General features: G+C 59.8%; 17 protein-coding genes and 2 pseudogenes. 11 read left to right on the forward strand and 8 right to left on the reverse strand.

Translation table 11 applies throughout. The features are described from left to right. Positions 1–710, forward strand: a pseudogene (locus EN738_RS13885) (RNA polymerase sigma-54 factor); the annotation flags it as partial. Here the strand turns inward: EN738_RS13885 and EN738_RS13890 are convergent. The 7 genes and pseudogenes from EN738_RS13890 to EN738_RS13915 form a co-directional block, all read right to left on the reverse strand. Beyond that, positions 707–1,306: a nitrogen fixation protein NifQ gene (locus EN738_RS13890; RefSeq protein WP_126057643.1), complete on the reverse strand. Its 600-nt coding sequence runs from the start codon at positions 1,304–1,306 to the stop codon at positions 707–709. The pseudogene EN738_RS13885 and the gene EN738_RS13890 sit on opposite strands and share 4 nt — an antisense overlap. A gap of 14 nt (positions 1,307–1,320) precedes the next feature. Further along, positions 1,321–2,373: an LLM class flavin-dependent oxidoreductase gene (locus tag EN738_RS13895; RefSeq protein WP_091599492.1), complete on the reverse strand. Its 1,053-nt coding sequence runs from the start codon at positions 2,371–2,373 to the stop codon at positions 1,321–1,323. Positions 2,374–2,511: 138 nt separating this feature from the next. Then, positions 2,512–4,113, reverse strand: a complete 1,602-nt coding sequence (locus EN738_RS13900) for an SDR family oxidoreductase (RefSeq protein WP_091599495.1) — start codon at positions 4,111–4,113, stop codon at positions 2,512–2,514. Positions 4,114–4,261: 148 nt separating this feature from the next. Continuing rightward, positions 4,262–4,849, reverse strand: a complete 588-nt coding sequence (locus EN738_RS13905; protein WP_236378846.1) for a nuclear transport factor 2 family protein — start codon at positions 4,847–4,849, stop codon at positions 4,262–4,264. A 138-nt stretch (positions 4,850–4,987) separates the two neighbouring features. Continuing rightward, positions 4,988–5,110, reverse strand: a pseudogene (locus tag EN738_RS36280) (ferredoxin); the annotation flags it as partial. 29 nt (positions 5,111–5,139) lie between these two features. Next, positions 5,140–6,318 (reverse strand): cytochrome P450, encoded by a 1,179-nt coding sequence (locus EN738_RS13910; RefSeq protein WP_164746650.1) that lies wholly within the window; start codon positions 6,316–6,318, stop codon positions 5,140–5,142. 517 nt (positions 6,319–6,835) lie between these two features. After that, positions 6,836–7,150: a hypothetical protein gene (locus tag EN738_RS13915; RefSeq protein ID WP_091599500.1), complete on the reverse strand. Its 315-nt coding sequence runs from the start codon at positions 7,148–7,150 to the stop codon at positions 6,836–6,838. A gap of 657 nt (positions 7,151–7,807) precedes the next feature. On the opposite strand from EN738_RS13915, the gene EN738_RS13920 reads away from it, so the two are divergent. Next, positions 7,808–9,040, forward strand: coding sequence for an MFS transporter (locus EN738_RS13920; protein WP_091599502.1), 1,233 nt, complete (start codon positions 7,808–7,810; stop codon positions 9,038–9,040). A gap of 249 nt (positions 9,041–9,289) precedes the next feature. Here the strand turns inward: EN738_RS13920 and EN738_RS13925 are convergent, their stop codons facing one another. After that, positions 9,290–10,348, reverse strand: a complete 1,059-nt coding sequence (locus tag EN738_RS13925) for a ChuX/HutX family heme-like substrate-binding protein (protein WP_091599505.1) — start codon at positions 10,346–10,348, stop codon at positions 9,290–9,292. Positions 10,349–10,940: 592 nt separating this feature from the next. Between EN738_RS13925 and EN738_RS13930 the strand changes: the two genes are divergently transcribed. The 9 genes from EN738_RS13930 (at position 10,941) to EN738_RS13970 (ending at position 17,971) form a co-directional block, all read left to right on the forward strand. Further along, on the forward strand, positions 10,941–11,261 hold the full coding sequence (locus EN738_RS13930; protein WP_091599508.1) for an iron-sulfur cluster assembly accessory protein: 321 nt from the start codon (positions 10,941–10,943) through the stop codon (positions 11,259–11,261). A 17-nt stretch (positions 11,262–11,278) separates the two neighbouring features. Further along, positions 11,279–11,596 carry a hypothetical protein gene (locus EN738_RS13935; RefSeq protein WP_127284186.1) on the forward strand — a complete coding sequence of 106 codons (318 nt, stop codon included), beginning with the start codon at positions 11,279–11,281 and terminating at the stop codon, positions 11,594–11,596. Between the two features lie 12 nt (positions 11,597–11,608). Next, entirely contained in the window at positions 11,609–12,823 is a 1,215-nt protein-coding gene (nifS, locus tag EN738_RS13940; protein WP_091599511.1) for a cysteine desulfurase NifS, read from the forward strand. A 187-nt stretch (positions 12,824–13,010) separates the two neighbouring features. Then, entirely contained in the window at positions 13,011–13,388 is a 378-nt protein-coding gene (gene nifW / locus EN738_RS13945) for a nitrogenase stabilizing/protective protein NifW (RefSeq protein ID WP_091599514.1), read from the forward strand. Between the two features lie 188 nt (positions 13,389–13,576). Further along, positions 13,577–14,428 carry an electron transfer flavoprotein subunit beta/FixA family protein gene (locus EN738_RS13950; RefSeq protein ID WP_126059306.1) on the forward strand — a complete coding sequence of 284 codons (852 nt, stop codon included), beginning with the start codon at positions 13,577–13,579 and terminating at the stop codon, positions 14,426–14,428. A 16-nt stretch (positions 14,429–14,444) separates the two neighbouring features. Beyond that, entirely contained in the window at positions 14,445–15,554 is a 1,110-nt protein-coding gene (locus tag EN738_RS13955) for an electron transfer flavoprotein subunit alpha/FixB family protein (protein ID WP_091599520.1), read from the forward strand. Between the two features lie 10 nt (positions 15,555–15,564). Then, positions 15,565–16,869 carry an FAD-binding protein gene (locus tag EN738_RS13960; RefSeq protein WP_091599523.1) on the forward strand — a complete coding sequence of 435 codons (1,305 nt, stop codon included), beginning with the start codon at positions 15,565–15,567 and terminating at the stop codon, positions 16,867–16,869. 12 nt (positions 16,870–16,881) lie between these two features. After that, positions 16,882–17,181 carry a ferredoxin family protein gene (locus tag EN738_RS13965; protein WP_091599526.1) on the forward strand — a complete coding sequence of 100 codons (300 nt, stop codon included), beginning with the start codon at positions 16,882–16,884 and terminating at the stop codon, positions 17,179–17,181. Between the two features lie 265 nt (positions 17,182–17,446). Further along, a complete protein-coding gene (locus EN738_RS13970) occupies positions 17,447–17,971 on the forward strand; it encodes an alpha/beta fold hydrolase (protein ID WP_128345484.1) in 525 nt (174 codons plus the stop codon). Positions 17,972–18,564: the final 593 nt, after the last annotated feature.

Consider the following 18,564-nt stretch of genomic DNA (forward strand, 5'->3'; position numbering starts at 1 on the left):
ATCCCAAGCCTGGAGACCGGTTCCAGTCCGGGACGCCGGAAACCATCGTACCGGACGTCTGGGTAATGCCCAAGTCCGAAGGTGGATGGCGGGTGGAGCTTGATCCGGCCACGCTGCCCAAAGTGTTGATCAACCACACCTATGTCGCCGAAATCTCGCAGCTGACCAATCAAAATCCGGAAGGCAAAGCGTTTCTCGACCATTGCCAGGAAAAAGGGAACTGGCTGATCAGCTGTCTCGAGCAGCGCGCTAAGACGATCCTTAAGGTTGCGACCGAAATCGTGCGCCAGCAGGATGCCTTTTTTACACACGGCGTCGCCCATCTGCGGCCTCTCTGTCTCAAAAATGTCGCTGACGGGATCAAAATGCACCAGTCGACGGTAAGCCGGGTGGCTTCGAACAGGTACATGTTAACTCCGCGCGGGGTGTTCGAGCTGAAGTATTTTTTCACAGCGACAATCGCATCCTGCGAGGGCGGCGACGCGCACTCCGCCAAATCTGTCCGCCATCGGATCAAGGCAATCATCGCCGAAGAATCGCTCGACAAGGTACTTTCCGACGAAGACATCGTTGCTCAGCTCAAGCAGACCGGCATCAATGTCGCTCGCCGTACCGTCACCAAATATCGCGAGGCGATGAACATCCCTTCCTCCATACTACGGCGCCGTGATAAGCGGTTGTCCGCAGCTGCGATCAAGCGAAGTGACTAACCGGCATTCCTGGTCGGCGAGAGGCGACTCTCAACTTCCTCCGGGCCGAAGCAGCTTTCGAAGTCATGGCATTCCCGACAACTGGGTGCAGTGCATGACGAAAAGCCTTCGGCCTCACACAGCTTGCGGTAAAAGTACTTTTTCCATTTCATGTTTTCTGTGTTGCCTGCCGCCAGCGCGGGAAAATGTCTGGCAAGCAGGCGGCTGAGCTCAGCGCGATTTGAGAGGCCAAGATCCCGCCAAAGATGGTCCGTGCGCATCGCACGCCGGGCGATGATCTTGGCCAAGCGGGCGCTCGCCGGGTCGCCCGGCGCAGCATGCGCTAGCAGCAGCCGGCGCAGCAGCTCCTCTTCCAGTTCCGGCTCGGGCTCGCTCAACTCCTCCAAAGCGAATACGCTGCTGGAGGTAGACGGGAAAGTTGCGGCCAAGACATCACGCAATTCGACAGACGAAAGGCCTGTCCCCTCCGTCGCCAACACCTCGCCCGCCTGGACCTCCTCAAGCGAACGCGAAAGCACGCAGGGCAGCACATGCTGATCGAAGCTCCTCCCTAGCTCGGACCCACGCCATTGCGCGCGTGGATAGGCAGCCATCATCGTAACGGCCGGCTTCAGCTTCCGGCATGACAAAGCGCCTTGTTGACCGCAGGGATGATCTTGTCGCCCCAGAGCTCGATCTGGCGCAGCATCGTCTTTTGGTCGAAGTCGCCCAATTGAGTCTGAACTGCGATCTGGTCCGGTTTCAAGACATCGATCTCTTCCAGCAGGCGATCAATCACGCGATTTACGCTGCCAATCGGCAAATTTTTGCGCATGGTCTCGAAGGACAGATCCTGCTGGGTCGGTGTCTCCTGCAGCAGGTAGCCATCGTGGCTCTGTTGGCGGCGCTGATGCAGGGCTTCAGAAAGCCGGCGCTGGAAGCGGGCATTGTCGAGATAGCTGTTGATCTCCAACTCGTCGTGGCTGGCATAGCAGCAGCGCAGCAGCGATATCTTGACGTCGGTGACGTTCTTTTCCTCGGATGCCGCCGCCCTCTCGACTGATTCACGCAGTGTGGTCAAAGTCTCTAAGCCGTCGTGGAAGGCTGTGACAAAAAAATTGTGCCCCTCGCGGTAGGCCCGAGCCATCCGTGCGGCTCCGCCAGCGATCCAGATAGGCGGCGTCGGCTGCTGGACTGTGCGGACCGAAATCGCTGTTGGGGGGATCTTCTCATACTGGCCGTCGTGTTCGAAGACGTTTTGGTTGAGGCCCTTGAGAATGATGTCCAGGTATTCCGAAAAGACGGCCGGCGCCTCATCGATGTCCACGCCGAACCGTTCGAACTCGAACTGCTGGTATCCCAAGCCTACGCCGAGCTCGAGACGGCCGTTCGCAACGATGTCGGCGAAGCCGATCTCGGACAGCAGGCGCTGCGGTTGGTAAAGCGGCAGCACGCAGACGGCAGTGCCCAGGCGAATCGTGCTTGTCAAGCCGGCGCAGTGCGCCACCATCATCAGCGGGGATGGTATGAGGCTGTAATTGTTGAAGTGGTGCTCAGCAAACCACGCGGTGTTGAACCCAGCCTGCTCCGAAGCGACGGCCTGTTCGATGGAGTTGCGGATGACGCTTTCTGAGGATTGGTGATAGCCACGCTGGGCGGCCAGAATGAAAGTGGCAAATTCCATGATTTCTCCTCGTTATAGACACGTCAGCCGACCGGGAATGTGCTCGGCATGCGCATGCTTGGATCTCAAGCACCTCGGGTGCGTCGTGGAGCCGAGGCTTCATAATGCTCGGCCGGTCGCCCTGCGAATGCCTGGCAATTAACCTGCGGCCTCCGCAAAACATTCGTCATAGAGTTCGCTGGCGTTTCCCGCATCACCGAACGAGGTCCAGCCGCCGTCCACGTAGAGGATCGAGCCGTTGATGTATGAGGCGTCAGACGAAGCAAGGAAGAACGATGCATCTGCGACGTCTTCTGGCCGTCCCATCCTGCCCATGGGGATGCGTCGTCCGATTGCTGCCAGGTCGATGCGGCCGGCTTTGGCCAACTGAGCAAGTGCGGGCGTGCGGATGTGGCCAGGAGCGACGGTGGCTGTCCGAATTCCGACCGGGCCGAGTTCGGCCGCCATGCAACGGGTCAGCATATCCATCCCCGCCTTGGAGGCGCCGTAGGCATGGCGCGGCGCGAACGGCAGAAAGCTGTCGATCGACCCGAGATTGAGGATCACGCCGCCCGGGCGCATAGCCTTGATCGCTTCGCGCGCGCAGGTGAAGGCGCCGGTAAGGTTGACATCCAGGACGTGTTCGAGCTGTTTCGACAGTTGCTCGATCGCAGGCACAATCCTGTCGGCGGTATCAGCACTATTGACCAGAACATCGATATACCCGAAGCGTCGCCTCAGCTCTTCGAACATCGACACCACATCGCTCTCGACGGCCACGTCCAGCGATTTCGCCAGATGCTTGCCGGGGAGCGATGTAGCCAGCTCTGCCGCTGCAGTGCCATCTTTATCAGCAATCACGACGGTGTCGCCGTTCGCGGCAAAGCGGCGAGCGACGGCCGCGCCAATGCTTTTTGCGCCACCGGTGACGAGCACGATTCGCGCATCTGTGCATTCGGCCGGACAGGAGAGCTCGGCTTGGAGCGCACTATCCACCGGCGGGTGAGCATCCCCCGGCTGGTTGAATGACATCCAGCCTCCGTCGACTGCCAGCACCGAGCCGGTGATGTAGCGCGCCTGCGTGCTGCTCAGAAAACGCACGACCCTGGCGATCTCGTCGGGGCGAGCCAAGCGCCCCATCGGCACGCGGCGGCGTATCGCCGCGAGGTCCATTTTGCCAGCGCGTGCCAGTTCTGTGACCATTGGGGTGCGGACGGAGCCCGGCGCCACCGCCGTGACGCGGATTCCTCGCATAGCCCACTCGCACGCAAGGGACTTTGTCAACGAGATCACGCCAGCTTTCGAGGCTGCGTAGGCGTTGCGCCTGGGATTGCCGACCACGCCCGCCATCGAAGCCACATTGACGATCGCACCGCCCGGCCTCATGCGCCGCGCCGCTTCCCGGGCCATAACGAATGGCCCAATAAGGTTCACTGTCACGCCGCGTCGGAAGGTATCGACAGCGGTGTCGATGATCCTATCCATCGTGGGTCCAACCGCCGCATTGTTGATGAGGACATCGATTTGCGCGAACCGTGCTTCGACCTGGCCGAAAAGTGAGAGCATGTCCTTCTCTCGCGACACATCGCACTCCAGACCGACGTGCGGCGACCCGAGATCCCGAGCCAGTTCAACCACACCACTGCCCGGAAGGTCCACCGCAACTACAGTGTCTCCGTCCGCGGCAAGGATATCGACCAGGGCACGGCCGATCCCGCCCGCGGCGCCTGTGATGATTACGGTGCGTGCTGCCAGTTTCACGAGAGCTTCTCCACGATGACCGCTTGTGATCTCAGCCCATCGACCTTGGGCGGAATGAAGGGTCGAGCCAAATCGTTGCAGTGACCGCCAGTTGCGGCCCCACACAGATCTCAATCCCGCAAGGCGCTCATCCTCCATTTCTACCCACTTATGCAGCTCCCAGTTGGGGACCCTCGACGCCATCTTGGTCGGTGGGGATGTGACGCTTGAGCAGCTGGTAGATGGGATCGTCTGGATGTGGTGCTCCAATCGGCTGTCGCCGGCCGAACCTATCTGCCTCAAGAATCGCTGGCGGGATTTGCTCCTCAACCCAATCGTAGACGACTGTCCGTTCCGCAATTCGCCACTCGTCCTGCCTCTTCTGAAACAGATCGCAGTAACGGCCGCAAAGCAGCGTCTGACGTATTTCTTGGTCTGTATCCGGTCCGCGTTGCAGCGCGGTGAAATAGCTCTCGACCGCGGCCTCTGCTGAACTGATGAAGTCGATCAGGCTGTTCGTGATTTGATGGATGTTACGCTGCCCCGGCAGACCGAGAGCAAATTGGATGAAGTCCTCTGCCGGTCCGCAATAGGGACCGTGCCTGTCATACGCTTCGGGCCAGTATGCGCTACGCAGCGCCGCCTCATCGGCGCGGTCTATCCCGCGGCAGTACCGATACAGGCAGTTGCGGATCGCCTCTCGGTCACGCAGTTCGGTAATTTTCGCGTGGTCGACAGGTTCTGTCGCGAATTGTATGATTGTTTTGTCCTTCCCGACGCCAGTCTGCACTTTGCGTGTGTCTCTCTCTACAATTGAGTTAGCGGGGGGCTCGTCAACTTCCAGAGCTTGTTCGGGGCAGGCTCTTACCCCTTGTGAGGCAAGCAGTTGCTCCCCATCGGCAACATCAATATCACCGGGCAAGATGTAGCCGTCGTCATCAAGCTTGAAGACTCTCGGCGCCCGCGCCAAGCAGCGCGCATGACCCTGGCATCTGGCTTTGTGTACGATGACACGCATAGCGAACTCCAATGTCGTTGGCGGAAACTTCAGGACCAGTCCAGGATCAGATTCTCGATCCCGAACACATGGCCGCCGAAGGTGATGGGTTCAGTCCCTGTCTTGATCCGAAAGGCTGGGATGCGCGCCAGCCACTCCTCCAGGCCAATGACAATCTCCCGCCGGGCAAGGTGTGAGCCAAGACAACGATGGGGACCATAGCCAAAGGCAGCGTGCCGGTTGTCCTCGCGCGCCAGATCGATCTCATTCGGGTATTCGAATTCCGCCGGGTCACGATTGGCAATCATCGTGGCACAGGAAACATAGTCTCCCTTGCGGATCGGCGCGCCTTTGAAGTCGACATCCTTCGTTGCCACTCGGATCATCTGAATGGTCGAATAGGCGCGCAGCAATTCTTCCGCGGCGACGGCAATCCGGTCCGGTTCGCTTCGTAGCAATTCCTGATCTTTGGGGTTGCGCGCGAGATGGGCCAAGTCGAAGCATATGGCTGCTGAGACCGTGTCGAGCCCCGCGACGAACACAAGCACGCCGATGCCACGGACTTCTTCGTCACTGAGCAGACGGCCCTCGACCTTTGCCTTCACGATGAAGGTCATGAAATCATCGACCGGCTCCTTGCGGCGCTCGGTGGCAAGTTCGTCGATGAAGGCCACGATCGTCCGGGCTGCGGGTGGTCGTTGCTCCTTATCGCCGTGGAGCAGATCTCTAGCCCAGCCGACAAATGTTTCTAGTCCGTCGTCCGAAAGCCCAATAAAGCGAAGGAAGATATTGACCGCGAACGGAACTGCAAAATCCTTCATGATGTCGCAGCTCGTGCCTGATGCGGCGATCCTGTCGATCAGCTTGATCGCTCGTTCCCGGACAGCCGGCTCCAATGCCATTACCCGCTTTGGCGAAAGCAGCGGATTGAGCAGTGAGCGAAAAACACCGTGGAATGGCGGATCGAGCTCAAGCGGGATCATCGGCCAGCTCTCGCCGAGCACAGAGGCGAAGATGCTGCGATGGCTGGAAAACGTTTCGGTGTCCTGCAGCACCCGGCGCTGGTCGCTCGCGCGAGTGATGACCCAGGTACCCCGACCGTCGCGCGTGTTGCTGGTTGAATAAAAGATCGGAGGCCCGGCATGAACGCAAGCAACCGCTGCATGCGGATCCCCGTTGGCCGTCGGCAACATGCCGGGCGACGTAAACAGGCTGAAGTCCCTCACCATTTCGGGCGGGACATGATCTGGAACCGGCCGCGATTTAACCGCGCCAGAATCGAGAGACCGTTCATGAGATGCTGTCGGCATTTGCATGCAATCGTTGGTGCAAGCTCCGTGCCGAATTCGTCTTTCGATAATCCTTGCCGTTTGCTGGGCAACAGGTGGCGCCTGTGCTGACTTACTGGTCGGGATTGCAACATTCTTGTCCAGCGTCGGACACAGAATGTAGAAAGCTAGACACCGACTTGGAGCAACTCAATTGGTGGGATCGCTAGCCGATCATGTGCCCGGGGAGCATCCAGTTCGAAAGGTTGCGCTAAGCGGTTTGGTGACTTGGCCGAGGTCACCCAGGTGGAAATGACCAACACTTGTTCGTGAGCCTAGTGGCGCTCCCCTCGATGATGTCTGGCGGGGTGGTTAGCCGCCTCCGTGGGACAAGGTCAGTCTACAAGAATGGGCTATAGCCTCTCCTCGCCTGCCTCATTGGCCCTCCTTCAGAGCCGGCCACACGAGCTTTCGTCTTTCAGCACGGCGTTTTCTCGCCAGCTACCAGAGCCACACCGATGCCGTTAATGAGCGTCCAGTCGAGGGGTTGTGTGGCCCTGTCCATCTTGCCCAGCACCTTGGCTTCGCATTTGCCGGTGCGGCGGAAAGCCTTCAAGACGCAGTTCTTGACCTTCTCCAGATCAGCCTCGGACGGATATCGGCAAGGGTTCAGCTCGTCCTTTTGAACTTGCGCATCTTCGTGTTGGCGAACCCCAGGCCGCCCGACATATTTGCGGCCTATCCGGCACCTCAACTTCGAACAACCTTGCGGCAAGCTCTTGGGATAGCCCACGCTCGTGCCTCCACCACCCGCTCAGCAGAGCCAGATTTGTCGTTGATGGCACGGTACTTGCGCAGTCATTCGCAGACGCGTCACGGACCGAGAGTGTCGTCCCATGAATTCAATCACCAAAAAGGCCGCCCGACGTTGCTGGGACCGCCTGCAATTACCTTATCCCAGAATTGGGAGCAACGGCTTCAAAAGGGATAACTCATCACCTCAATTCTGTCGATCGCGCGGCCATCGAACCGCAGCCATCGATCAGACTTCCGCCTCGTTGCACTCATTGCGACCGCCTTGGTGCTTGCGACGACCGCTCAATTCTGGCTGCCAGGATAACCGCATATGGCGACGGAACTTCCTGCTTCAAAGCAATATAGAGATCGTCGATCATCCCCCCATCAAGGCCTCGATCGAGGACACCGCGTTCGGCTTGCTTGGTTCGCAGTGAACAGGCCGCACTTCGACGGATGCGATCGATGCGACCGCGCCGAGAACTCTCCCGCATTGTCGACGGTTGTGTCCGTCGGCCCTCCGATGAGGCCTCGGATGCGTGGGCGCCGAGGCCTCGACTGAGGCCGACTGGCCGCCGCCGGAAGGTCTAGCGGCTTTGATCCCCGGCGATATAGCCACCCCTGCTGCAACAGCTCCTAGCTGGAGAACTCATTCATGACCGAATCGGCGACAGATTTAGTGGACGCGGCTCTGTTCGACCGAGATCGGCTTGACCCAGAAAGTCCCTATCAACGGTCTGGCCCCGCATGGGGTGCGATCATTTCGCTTTCCTTCGGCACCTTCGGGCTTGTGACGGCAGAGTTTCTGCCCGCCAGCGTTCTGACACCGCTCGCGCATGATCTCGGTATCAGCACGGGCACGGCTGGACAGGCGCTAACAGCGACCGCAATCGTCGCGGCGATCTCGGCACCGACAATGGCCATCGTGACAAAGCGTCTGGACCGCAGGGTCGTCATCTGGGCGATGACGCTGCTGCTGATCCTGTCGAACGTTCTGGCGGAGGTTGCGGGGTCGCTGCCGGTGTTGCTGGCGGCACGCGTCGTCCTCGGCATATCGCTCGGTGGTTTTTGGTCAATTTCGGCAGCGTTGGCAATGCGGCTGGTTCCAAGTCACCTCATGCCGCGCGCCATGTCGATCATCCTCACCGGCGTTTCTGTCGCCTCCGTCTGCGCGGCTCCAATCGGCGCTTATGTCGGTGACATTTGGGGATGGCGAGCCTCGTTCAAGGTCGCCGCAATCGTGAGTGCCGTTGCGCTGCTCGTGCAACTCGTAACCATTCCGCCACTGCCTCCGATCGAAGTGCGCAGATTCCGCAGTCCGCTGGATGTCGCGAAGAATCCGACGATGAAGGTTGCGGTCCTAGTCGTGCTATTGGTCGCTTCCGGCCATTTTGCCAGCTTCGCCTACATCCGCGACTTTCTCGAGAGCGTTCCTCCGCTCGACAAGAAGTCGATCCCGCTCGTGTTCCTTGCTTCTGGCACGGCCGGCGTCTTCGGCAATTTAGCGGGCGCATTCCTCACCAAACACAGTCTCAAGGCAGTCGCGGCCCTGCCGCCCCTGCTCATTGCCGTAGCCGCTGTCTCGCTCCTGACTATGGGAGCATCGGCCTTGACCTCGGCAATTGCAGTTGCCGTATGGGGCTTTGCTTTTGGCGCGGTCCCGGTCGGATTGCAGACCTGGATGGTGCTGCGCGCCGCTCCGAAACAGGCCGAGAGCGCTGGTGTACTGATGGTCATAGCCTTCCAAGTGGCGATCGCAGCCGGCACAACTTTCGGTGGCCTATTGGTGGATCACACGGGCATTGCCAGTGTCTTTCTCTACAGCGCGGTTGCCACGTTCCTCGCTGTCTTGACAGTATTTCTGCTCGGCCCGAACCGCAACAGCTGACCGCCTGGTGGGGAGTGACGACGGTCGGTGGCGTTAACGCTATTGTCACCTCTGAGCTCGGCCAAAGGCCGCGGCTTCGTCGTAACCATGCCTTCGATGGGGCAGCGCCAAATTGCTACCTGCTCATCGCGTTATGACAATACAGCGCGCTTATTGCGTCATCGTGTTCCCGATCTCGGCTTCAATGCCCGGCTACTCGCTGCGGAGGCAGATGGGCGCCGGCGTCCCACCGACAACGATCGGTCTTTCTCATGTAGCTGTTCTCATGTAGCTGTCGGGGAAACGCGGCAGGTTTTCCGCCAGAACCCGCCAGTCGTCGCGCTCGCGTTCGCCTTCCTTGCGCGCACCGAACAACTGGATGATCATCTTGCCGTCGGACCCATATGCTTCGAGCGAGGTGACGTGACTGTCATTGGTCGGCTTGCGCACGGCCCAAACCTCACGGATTTGGTGGCTCCTGAGATGCAGCCGGAAGGTTTCGTCCAGCACATAGATGCACGGCCCGATCTGCTTGACCGACTTGATTAAGCCGGAATGGGTCTGGATAGAGCCTCGGTTGCCGACGAAGCACATGATCGGCAATTCGTCTTCGGCCGCACGCTGGAGCACGGCGCCAACTGCAGCATTGTCGAGCAGCCAAGCGTAATCCTGGCCTACCATGCGCAAAGCCTGGCAGCGGCTGAGCTTGAGCGTCTTCAGAAGGTTGACGTCAGTCAGCCGGCTCCAGTGCTCGCGTAGGTCGTCCACCGTGCCGGCCCGGTCCGCAGTCCTCGCGCCCAGGTCGGCTACTCTCGCCTTAAGCGACATGGTCGGCTCCTGGTTGGCGGATACGAGCTCGGCCACCAGCTTTCGATAGGCATGAAGGTTGGAGACCGGCCTGAGATGCACCTTATGCACTGCTGCGCCGGCGGCGTCGAAGAATTGCAAACTGCGCTGGATTCCGCCGCGATGGCGCCTTTCAACAGCGAAACCATACCTCCAAGCCTGCGGGAAGACGCGAAGGTCGAATTCGTCACCAAGGACCATGGCGTGATTGTTGCCGGTTATCACTTTGTTGAAGACGCCAATCTTTTCGTGCACGGCACCTTGATTGCGGGTCAGCGCCGTCACTTCGCCCACGAATTCGAGGCCCGTCAGCAGGTGATTGACGCGCGGGTCGATGCGTGCCGCGCCGAAACCGCAATGGGCCGCGACCAGTTCCGCTTCCGAAATGCCCAATTGGGCGGCGAAATCACGCGCGGGAATGCTCGGACAGACTTCCCACGCACGCCGGATTTCGTTGGGCGACCGCTTCTTGCGCTGATCCATGTTTTTAACCCCGCCCCGTTCTTCTTTTGACGATCGGTCGAAAAAAGGGCCTCAGGGGTGTGCACGGCGGACGCGATTGATCGTCAGGCACACGCCAGTCGAATCCTGTCTCCGGGCGGTCAGCGGCCAATCGCCGGTAGAGAGCGATTGTTGGGTGGTCGGCGCCAATCGGCCGATCGAGCATTCGGGTTCCACCGGCGGTGCTGCTTTCCCACACAAGGCGGGTCTGAGGGAGGAGCGACATATTGCTTCCTTCGTTCTTCGATTGCGAGGGCAACCCAAAGGTGAATCGGCCGGCAATTTTGCCGCCGCAACGAAGGCTCTCAAAAGTCGTGCCAGTTGCTCCGCGGCAAGCTCTGAACATCTTTGGCTCTGTTCATTGCTTTACGCGTGAGTGCATCGCGAACTCAGGCGCCCCTCCTGTGACGCGGACGCGACAAACCCGACAGTAAGTGTCGGTTGTCGGACGTCTCCCCAGCAATCGAGCATAGAGACGTCGGGATGTCCTACCGTTTTTACACACGTCTTCCCTTTGGCACGGTTCATGCGAGATGATCCGCGAAAACGTCACGGACCGAGGAGAAATCGAGCCATGATTACGCTCACCGACAACGCTGTTGCCGCCATCAAGGCCGCTCTTTACCGCGCCAGCGAGCCGGCGGAAGGATTTCGCATCATGGTCCATGCCGGCGGCTGCGCCGGCTTCCAATACTCAATGGGCCTGGAGAGCGTCTCACATGAGGGCGATACGATCATCGAGCGAGATGGGCTCAAGGTGTTCATGGATAGAGGCTCCCAACCCCATGCCGCCGGCATGACCGTCGACTTCGTCACAGGGCTCGAAACATCCGGCTTTGTTTTCGATAACCCCAATGCGCAGGAGAAGTGCAGCTGCGGCAAGTCCTGCAAATGATTGCAGGGGAACAGGCTATGTTCGACTATAGCGACGCCAAGGAATACTGCGTCAAACCGGTAACCCCCGGCGCTCTGGAACCAGCCGACACGCACTGTCGGCCCGGAACAATTGCGTTCGGTGATGTGCCAAATCGCGATCATCGATCGTTGCCGTGGGCAAGCAAACAACATTGCCCGAAACAGCTGAATTCCCGGCGGATGCCGCCACCAAATGGCAATGTCGGCAGCGACCGGTCAGCCAAGCCATCGCTCGCCCGGCCGCCCACCTCACCAGATACGATATGCGCCAGAGGTTCAATGGCCCGCCTACCCTTGAATCATTTCAGCAGTTGAAGGATCACTCCCATGAGACCTGTCTATCTCGACAACAACGCAACGACGCGGGTTGATCCTGCAGTCCTTGGAGCGATGTTGCCTTTCTTTACGGAGCAATTTGGCAATCCTTCGTCCATGCACGCCTATGGCGCATCGGTTGCTGAAGCCGTGAGAAAGGCGAGGCGGCAGTTGCAAGCCCTCATCGGCGCGGGATTCGAGGACGAGATCATCTTCACCTCGGGCGGGACTGAAAGCGACAGTACAGCCATCCTTTCGGCGCTCGAGGTAATGCCCGGTCGAACGGAAATAGTGACTTCCGCGGTTGAACATCCGGCCGTTCTGAAGTTGTGCGCGCACCTTGAAAAGACGCGCGGCGTCAAGGTGCACATTATCCCAGTCGATCACCACGGCCGGCTCGACCTGGACGCCTACAGAACCGCCCTCACCCCACAAGTGGCAATCGTCTCGATAATGTGGGCGAACAGTGAGACCGGTACGATCTTTCCCGTGGTTGAGCTTGCCGACCTAGCCAGGGAAGTCGGCGCGCTTTTCCACACTGATGCAGTGCAGGCGGTCGGAAGGTTTCCGATTGAGCTGAAATCGACCGCGATCGACATGCTGTCGCTCTCCGCCCACAAGCTGCATGGTCCAAAGGGGATAGGCGCGCTTTATGTAAGACGTGGCGTGCGCTTCTCCTCCCTGATCAAGGGTGGCCACCAAGAGCGCGACCGGCGTGCAGGCACTGAAAACACACCCGGCATAGTCGGACTGGGCATGGCGGCCGAACTCGCCTTGAAATTCATGGACGAGACAACACGAATAAAATGGTTGCGCGACCGCCTTGAGAACGGGATCATCCAGCGCATCCCAAACGCATCCATCAACGGCGATCCGCAGGAGCGATTGCCAAACACTGCAAACATTGGATTCGAAGGTATCGAAGGCGATGCAATCCCAATTGTCCTCAGCCGGCTGGGAATCGCCTGTTCCGCCGGGTCCGCCTGTGCCTCTGGCTCAATGGAACCGAGCCATGTTCTGATCGCTATGAACGCGGCATGTGGGGCAGTCCGCTTCTCCTTGTCGCGTGACAACGGCGAAGATGACGTAGACCGCGTGCTTGAGGTCCTGCCTGCGATCATCGAGAAACTACGTGCCGTTCCCAGTGCTGGACTGTGCGGGCGAGGTGCAGAACACCTTCATTCCGGCCCGGGCCCGAGCGGCACAATAGCCGACGCCCACTCATGAGCCGTGAGGACTTCCTCAACGTGACGACCCTACGCAATGGAGAGCAGGCAACCCGGGGTCGCCTTCACCACTTCAGAAAAGCTTGAGATCGCCAAGTCTCTTGCCCCAGCCGCCGTGCCAGAGGTCGGCACGCCGTCAGCAATGTCACCAACGCATCGACACCACAATTTCGCGCCGGGAGAATACAATGAACTGCTCCGCTGACAGCCGCCCGATTGATCCCACCGATATCCTGGCGCGACTGAAGGGCCTGTCGGCTGCGGAGGACTTCTTCGCCTGCCTTGGCGTCTCCTACGACCCGAAAGTGATGAATGTCTCGCGGCTCCATATCATGAAGCGCGTGGGCCAATACCTTGCCGAAGAAGATTTCTCCGGTCTGCCTGACCAGGTAATCGCCGCGCGGGTGCGCGCCAAGCTGGAACGCGCCTACGAAGATTTCGCGACTTCCTCGCCGCTCACGCAACGTGTGTTCAAGGTGCTAAGGGACCACGATCCAAACATATGTCCCGCACCTGGCCGCGCCTTCGTCCCGCTCGACTCTGCACTGAAGCGGTTCGGAAAGTAATGAGCCCGACACGGCTGCGACGCGACAATGTCGGGAAGTCGACAAATCCAGTCCTCATGACGCCTCCTCGGACGCAAACGAAGCCACCTTCTGGAATAGAGGCAGGAAGAAGACTTGGCATGAACGATGCAGGCAATGAGGTGAACCGCCAAGCACGCATCCGGACTGGGAGCTTAGAGAAATCGCCAATGCACATCGTAATCTGCATCAAGCAGGTGCCGGATTCGGCCCAGATCCGCGTCCACCCGGTGACGAACACGATCATGCGTCAGGGTGTGCCGACCATCATCAATCCTTACGACCTGTTCGCCCTCGAAGAAGCGCTCAAACTGCGCGACGTTCATGGTGGCGAGGTTACTGTGCTCACAATGGGTCCGCCCATGGCGGAGGACTCGCTGCGAAAGGCGCTCGGTTACGGTGCTGACCGAGCAGTTCTCTTGACGGACCGCTATTTTGCCGGATCCGATACGCTGGCGACCTCCTTTGCTCTTTCGCAAGCAATCGCAAAAATTGGGGAGACTTTCGGCAGGCCAGACATCGTCTTCACCGGCAAGCAGACGATTGACGGCGATACCGCCCAGGTCGGACCAGGCATAGCCAAGCGCCTGAATCTATCGCAACTTACCTACGTCGCGAAGATTGCCTCCATCGATCTCAAAACGCGCGAGATCGAAGTCGCGCGTCGCGCCGAAGGCGGCACCCAGTTGCTGAAGAGCAGACTCCCCTGCCTCATTACCATGCTGGAAGACACCAACGAAATCCGCCGGGGCTCGCTCCAGCAGGCTCTTTGCGCGGCGCGCAGCCAAGTCGTGAAGTGGACTGCAGCCGACGCCGGCATTGACGATCTCACCCGGTGCGGTCTGCGTGGCTCGCCGACAGTCGTCAAGCGTGTTTTCGCCCCCACCGCACGGGCAGAAAGCGCGGCGCAGATCGACACCGCGGAAAAGGGCTTGCAGGACATCGCCGATGAACTCATCGCCGATATCTTAACCCGCCGGCCGGCGCTGGAACATGAGTTGGCCTTCAAGAGCGGCACGTGACGGCCAGGAGCAGAAAATGTCGACCGCAAGCCAAGCTACCCCTCGCCTTGCCCCCGGCCGTGCCGGTGTAAAGAAAGAACTTCCCGACCGTTTCAAAGACTACCGGCACGTGTGGGTCTTCCTCGAGCTCGAACGCGGCAATGTGCATCCTGTATCATTCGAACTGCTGGGTGAAGGCCGCAAATTAGCCGACAAGCTTGAAGTCCAGCTCGCGGGCGTCGTGCTGGGACCGCCGGGCGAGATGGTCGAGGACGCTGTTGCCGAGGCCTTCGCTTACGGGGCGGATCTTGTCTACATCGTCGATGCGCCGCCGCTCGCCGACTACCGCAACGAGCCGTTCGCCAAGGCGCTCACGGATCTGGTCAATACCCATAAACCCGAAATCCTCCTTCTCGGCGCGACCACACTGGGCAGGGATCTTGCGGGCTCGGTAGCGACGACCCTGCAGACGGGGCTCACGGCCGACTGCACCGAACTTGATGTAGATTCCGACGGTTCACTCGCCGCGACCCGTCCGACTTTTGGTGGCTCGTTGTTGTGTACGATCTATACACTAAATTACCGGCCGCAAATGGCGACGGTGCGACCAAGGGTCATGCCTATGCCGCAACGGGTGGATAAGCCGGTCGGGCGTGTCATGCGGCACAAGCTGTCGCTCGTTGAGGACGATATCGTCACCAAAGTCCTCGGCTTCCTACCGGATAACCAGTCGGCAATGGCAAATCTTGCCTATGCGGATGTCGTGGTTGCGGGAGGCCTCGGTCTCGGTGCGGCGGAGAACCTTCAGCTTGTGAAGAATCTTGCCCGAGCGATCGGCGCCGAGCATGGCTGTTCGCGCCCCTTGGTCCAGAAGGGCTGGATGCCGGCTGATCGCCAGATTGGCCAAACTGGCAAGACCATTCGACCGAAGCTTTACATCGCGGCCGGAATTTCCGGCGCCATCCAGCACCGAGTTGGGGTCGAGGGGGCCGATCTCATCGTCGCGATCAACACCGATCCGAACGCGCCGATTTTCGAGTTCGCCCACCTCGGGATCGTCACGGATGCAATCCGCTTCCTGCCCGCACTCACGGAAGCCTTCACCCGGCGGCTGTCGCCGCACAGTCGAGACAAGCTTGCGAGTTGAGGGAGAGGACATGATTGAACAATTCGATGCCATTGTGGTCGGAGCCGGCATGTCCGGAAACGCAGCTGCTTACACTTTGGCAAGCCAGGGGCTGAAGGTACTGCAGTTGGAGCGCGGGGAATATCCGGGCTCTAAGAACGTCCAGGGCGCCATAATGTACGCGAACATGCTGGAGAAGATCATCCCGGACTTCCGGGATGATGCGCCCCTCGAGCGGCACCTGGTCGAACAGCGACTTTGGGTGATGGACAACACATCTCACACCGGAATTCATTACCGGTCGGACGACTTCAATGAGGCGAAACCCAACCGCTACACGATCATCCGCGCCCAGTTCGACAAATGGTTTTCCCGCAAGGTGCGCGAGGCTGGCGCGACGGTCCTGTGTGAGACGACCGCGACGGAACTCGTCCGTGATGGCAATGGCAAGGTGATCGGCGTCCGCACAGACCGGGCTGGCGGAGTGGTCTTCGCGAATGTGGTCGTTCTCGCAGAAGGGGTGTCGGGATTGCTTGGCACTCGCGCAGGCCTGCGCGAGATGCCGAAGCCGGAGACCGTGGCGCTTGCCGTCAAGGAAATGCATTTCTTGCCCGAAGAGGTCATTGACCAGCGGTTCGGTGTCAAGGGCGATGAAGGCTGCGTAATCGAGGCCGTGGGCACGATCTCTCGCGACATGGCCGGGCTCGGCTTCCTTTACACCAACAAGGAGTCGATTTCACTCGGCATCGGCTGCCTGGTCTCGGATTTCGCCGCGATGTTGGAGAGCCCGTCCGCCCTCCTAGACGCGATGAAAAACCATCCTTCGATCCGGCCGCTGATCGCTGGCTCGGAGGTGAAAGAATATGCCGCCCATCTTATCCCCGAAGGTGGTTACAGGGCCATTCCGCAGCTCTTCGGCGACGGTTGGGTCATCGTCGGCGACGCAGCGCAACTGAACAATGCCATTCACCGTGAGGGTTCGAACCTTGCCATGACCTCGGGTCGTGTCGCGGCTGAGGCGATCATCAAAGTCAAAAGCCGCAACGGTCCTATGACCAAAGGGAACCTTGCGCTCTACAAGACGATGCTGGATGAATCCTTTGTGATCAAGGATCTTAAGAAATACAAGGACATGCCAGCCTTACTCCACACCAATTCCAGCAACTTTTTTACCAGCTATCCGCGGTTGATGTCGTATGCCGCTCAGAACTTCATGCGTGTCGACGGCACGCCGAAGATCGAGAAGGAAAGGGCCACCACGGCCGCCTTCATCAACGCGCGCTCGCGCTGGGGGTTGGTCAGCGACGCGGTCCGGCTGGCATTGGCATGGCGCTGAAGAGGGTACAAGATGACGATCGCAGTGACGAAGGTTCGTGTCGAGGACAAGCTTTACCAGAACCGCTACCTGGTCGATTCCGGCCGCCCCCATATCATAGTGCGACCGCACGAGAAGCCAAGCGCGAACTTGCTTGCGTTGACCTACGTCTGTCCAGCGAAATGCTATGAGTTGAATGACAGGGGCCAAGTCGAGATCACCGCCGACGGCTGCATGGAATGCGGCACCTGCCGGATATTGTGCGAGAAAGGCGGCGACATCGAGTGGAACTATCCGCGCGGCGGCTTTGGTGTCCTGTTCAAGTTCGGATGATCAGCCGGGACCGTGCCAAGAGCATGCCGGCAGCGAGCAACTGCGGCACACCATGAGCCTCTCCATCCACTTGCAAAGAGCTAGTGAATATTGGGCGTTCGCAATTCAAATTTCCTCGACTGGTAGGGGTGTCCTCAGGCCACGGCGGCGGCCTGTGCGCCGGACTTACCACCGGTAACGTGGTCGAGCCCCTTTGGGACAACGTTCGGCCATCGTGCCGGATGGCAGCCACAACGGCCGGTGAGCAAATGGAACGGCACAATCCATGACAAAGACGTATGTGCTAGTGCATGGTGCCTGGCATGGCGGATGGTGTTGGCGGGACGTCGCCGCCAATCTTCGCAAGATGGGATGCCACGTGACCACGCCGACCCAGACAGGTGTCGGCGAACGCGCACATTTGCTGTGCAAGGACATCACGCCCGACACATTCGTGACCGACATCGTCAACCACATTGTAACGGAAGAGCTGAGCGATGTGATCCTTGTCGGTCACAGTCTAGGCGGCATCAGCATCACCGGCGCCGCCGACCGGATACCCGACCATATCAGCCATCTCGTTTATCTCGCTCGACGGCGCCATCGTCGAGAGCGGTCAAAGTGTATTCAGCACCATGCCCCCCGACATCGTCGCCGCCCGTCGAAAATTGGTTGCGGAGGAAGGACGGGGTATCTTCATGCCGACTCCGCCGCCAACAGCATTCGGCATTCCCAAGGGACACTCGCTCACGGACTGGGTGCGGCGCCGGATAACACCGCATGCGGCAAGCACCTACGAAAGCAGACTTAAGCTCGAGCCCCCGCTCGGCAACGGCAGGCCCCGAACCTATGTCGTCTGCACTAATCCGCTCCACCCGCCGACGGCGGGAGCGCGAGAATGGGTCGCGAAGCAGGATGGCTGGGCGTGGCAGGAACTCGCCACTGGCCACGACGCAATGATCCTCGCACCGACGGAAGTTGCTCTCCTTCTTAGCGCTGTCGGCTGAGGAACCAAGTAAAGGGTGAGCGGGCGGCCGATTCTCAGGCCGCGGCCTTGAGTTCTGGTGCACGGATGTAGGCCCAACGGGTCGTTCCGGTGGCGCCACCGAAACCACCACCGGAACAAAGGCGGGAGTGGCCTGTCCTGCCGACGTCGCAAGCTTGCGAGCGTTCCGCCGCGGCCGCAGCCCGTAGCGCCGGGCAACCTCCGAGATCACCACGTTCGGCCCCAGGGTCTCGGCGATGACTCCGTCCCTTGTCGTCCATCGACCAATGCCTGCCGACTAACAGCGCCGTTGATCACCTTGAAACGCCGAGGCTGCCGCTCAGGGTCAATCGTAAAGTTCAAGTTCAGACACAAGCCGATCTCCGATCCACCTCAGAATCGGCAGGCCCACAGATCGC

This window comes from Mesorhizobium sp. M4B.F.Ca.ET.017.02.2.1 (assembly GCF_003998955.1).
In the GTDB taxonomy this organism is placed as follows: Bacteria; Pseudomonadota; Alphaproteobacteria; order Rhizobiales; family Rhizobiaceae; genus Mesorhizobium; species Mesorhizobium abyssinicae.